The organism is Vibrio sp. V19_P1S1T109, from assembly GCF_002241375.1.
Taxonomy (GTDB): Bacteria; Pseudomonadota; Gammaproteobacteria; order Enterobacterales; family Vibrionaceae; genus Vibrio; species Vibrio anguillarum.
Window position 1 is genome coordinate 1 of the sequence record NZ_NDIM01000221.1, and the last position, 3,254, is coordinate 3,254.

A 3,254-nucleotide genomic window follows, 5' to 3' on the forward strand; every position below is an offset into this window, starting at 1 on the left:
ATCACACCATAACCAACTTTATTATGGCGTGATCTTACCTAGTCTCCATTCTACTTAGGAGAAAATCAGTGCTTTCAGGCTGGCTTGCGGATCAATATCTTCAAACTCTGGTGGGTTTTCTAGGCGAGCTTGAAAAGTAAGTGATGGCGCTTCCACCTTCATCCCTTCGATTAAAAAATCGCAGGTTACGGCTGGTGAATTAACGCATGCAAGCACTTCGCCGCCTTGTTCTAACAGCTCAGGTAAACGGCGTAAGATACGTTGATAATCTTTAGTCAGCGCAAAGCTACCTTTTTGAAACGAAGGAGGATCAATAATAATCAGATCATATGGTCCTGATTTTTTGATTTTTCCCCAAGACTTGAAAATATCATGTCCAAGAAACTTCACTGAATTGAGATTGTGGCCATTCAATTGATGATTTTCACGGCCTTTAGCCAGTGACGCTTTGGCCATATCGACATTCACAACTTGGTCAGCACCACCAGCAATAGCTGCTACTGAAAAACCGCAAGTATAGGCAAATAGATTCAGTACATTTTTATGTTTAGCGTGAGATGAAACCCACTCACGGCCGTAGCGCATATCCAAAAACAGCCCGAAATTCTGGTTACGCCCAATGCTCAATTGGTACTTTAAGCCATTTTCGACCACCACGGGGAAAGGCTCTAATTCTCCCCATACTGTTTCTGAAGGCGCGCCATCGGCATATCGATGCTGAAGTAAAACACAACGACCTTGCTTTTCTAGCCATAACGGACGGGTTGTTAGGTGCGACAAACCCGCTTTTAACTCCGCGAGAAAATCTTCTTCGACATTTTTAAATAAGTTGACGACTAACTGCCCTTGCAACCAGTCACAGGTGAGCTGTTCTAGACCTGGCCACTGACGACCTCGGCCATGAAATAAGCGGCGAATTTCACCGGTATTGCAGGAGAGCTGCTGCTCAATATGGGTAAAAAAGTGAGAAAGCGCTGAGCGTTGCATTGTTTGTTCTGTCATTTGTTTACTTTCGGCCAAACTAGATTCCAAGGTGTTAACCAAGATTCAATCCCTTGGCTAACAATGTCTGAGTTCCATTTCTGCCCCATCGCTACTTGATTGCGTGGGTCGCAGATAAATTGATACCACTGATCCTGATAGCAAAAACGTAACGCAAAAGCGTGTAGATAGCCTCTATCTGAATCATCATGAGAATGATAAATCGGGTCACCGACAATCGCAGAGCCGAGTGATTTCAAAGCAACCCTAATTTGGTGGGTTTTTCCGGTAAAAGGTTTACATAAAAAGAGACGTTCACCCGGCTCAGCAGAACAGGAAAAAAACTGCGTTACTGCAGGGTTATTTTGTGTCGCTACTAACTTCCACGACGAACGTCGAGAGCGTTCCATATCACCGCTTATCAAACCCTGTTTCTTTTTAGGCTTTTTACTGCCAATGGCAAGATAGAATTTCTCGACTTCCCTTGCTGCAAAGTTTTTAGACAACTCACTGGCCGCAGCTTGGTGGCGGGCAAGTAATAAAATGCCGGACGTCATTTTATCCAACCGATGAACTAAGTAGAGCTGGCCATCACCTGAAACCTTACCCACTTCTTGCAGCAGCATCGTATCCCCGTCATCTTTGTGTACAGAAACATTGGGATGCTTGTTGATGATGAGAAAATCATTGTGAGTATAAAGAATATCAAACATGTGAATCACTAACTGCAGAATAGGCGGCTGAGTATAGCGTTAAACAACACAGATACCAATAAATGCAAGGTTCAAGGCTGTAGGATGATAAAAAGGCTCTCGGATGAGAGCCTTAGGAATGCGCTAAATTAATGAATATGCAAAGACCATTAAAATCGCCACGGGGCAAACAAAACGCACGTACCATGGCCAAATTTTCCAGAATAGGCTTTGTGCAATGTCTGGGTTACCTTGTTTGATCTCATCAAGCAATTTATTACGATGCCAAACCCAACCCACCACAATAGCCCAAACCACACCTAATAAAGGTTGCATATAGACGGTCGAGACGTTAGCCACTAGGTTAAATAACGCCCCAAAGTTAAGGGAAATGATGATGCTCAGCAGCGCAATGGCTCCACCGATCATCCATGTTGCTTGGCTACGAGTCATTTTTAGTTCATCTTGCGCGCAAGATACTGGTACTTCTAGCATAGAAATTGAAGAAGTTAGCGCTGCGATAACCATCAAAATAAAGAAACCAAAACCGAGCAACACCCCTGCACTGCCCATATTATCAAACATCGCAGGCAGCACGGTGAAGACTAAATCGCCCGAACTCATCAAGTTGCCTGCATCATCAAAAATTTCGACACCATGATTTTTAGCCACAAACATTGCTGGGAGAATCAAAAGGCCAGCGGCAAACGCCACTCCTGTATCAATCGCCGCGACTTGCGCCGCTGTTTTTGGCAAATTAACATCTTTCTTAAGATATGAGCCATAAACGATCATCGCTCCAACGCCTAAAGAGAGGGAGAAGAAAGCTTGCCCCATTGCGTCTACTAATAAACTGGGAGTGATGTGCGCAATATCAGGGATCAAATACATCTTCAATCCTTCCATTGCCCCATCTTGGGTAAAGATATAAGCAATCATGGCGCCGAATAGAATAAAAAGCACTGGCATCAAACGGGTAGACCATTTTTCAATGCCGTCCGCGACACCTTTTCGCACAACATAAATAGTGAGCAAAGAAAATGCGAGAGCCAGTAAAACATTGCGTAAGCCGCTAAAACTCACTAACCAATCGGCCGCCGTCTGTAAACCCAACAGGCCTAATATAGGGGATGCCGCAAAACCCATAAGCCATCCGGCAAGAATGGAGTAAAAACTGAGGATCATCGATGAGGCAATCATCGCGATAATGCCAAACAGTGCCGCCGCCGCACGATTTTTGGTCCAGATACTTCTTAAAGAAGCGATGGGGTTAGATTGTCCATGTCGCCCGATCGTCAATTCCGCAACCAGCATTGGAAACGCCAGCAAGAATACCATTGCCAAATAAATCACTAAAAATGCCGCGCCACCATTACTTGCCGCTTTGGTCGGAAAACCCCACACATTCCCTAGGCCAACCGCAGAACCTGCAGCCGCCATAATAAAACCAAGTCTCGATGAGAAATGACCTCTTGAACTACTTGCCATAAACTATTTACCAATGTTGTGTTTGTTAGGCAGTGCTAAAAGTGAGTGTAAACTTTTAATTACACAAGTTATAATTTTTAGTCGCACTGAGAT

General features: G+C 44.3%; 3 protein-coding genes. All 3 read right to left on the reverse strand.

Annotated elements, in window-relative coordinates:
• Nucleotides 1-54: 54 nt before the first annotated feature.
• Nucleotides 55-987: a class I SAM-dependent methyltransferase gene (locus tag B9J87_RS10625; protein ID WP_029388307.1), complete on the reverse strand. Its 933-nt coding sequence runs from the start codon at nucleotides 985-987 to the stop codon at nucleotides 55-57.
• A gap of 11 nt (nucleotides 988-998) precedes the next feature.
• Nucleotides 999-1,694, reverse strand: a complete 696-nt coding sequence (locus tag B9J87_RS10630) for a TIGR01621 family pseudouridine synthase (protein WP_017046192.1) — start codon at nucleotides 1,692-1,694, stop codon at nucleotides 999-1,001.
• Nucleotides 1,695-1,817: 123 nt separating this feature from the next.
• On the reverse strand, nucleotides 1,818-3,161 hold the full coding sequence (locus tag B9J87_RS10635) for a sodium-dependent transporter (protein ID WP_094144529.1): 1,344 nt from the start codon (nucleotides 3,159-3,161) through the stop codon (nucleotides 1,818-1,820).
• Nucleotides 3,162-3,254: the final 93 nt, after the last annotated feature.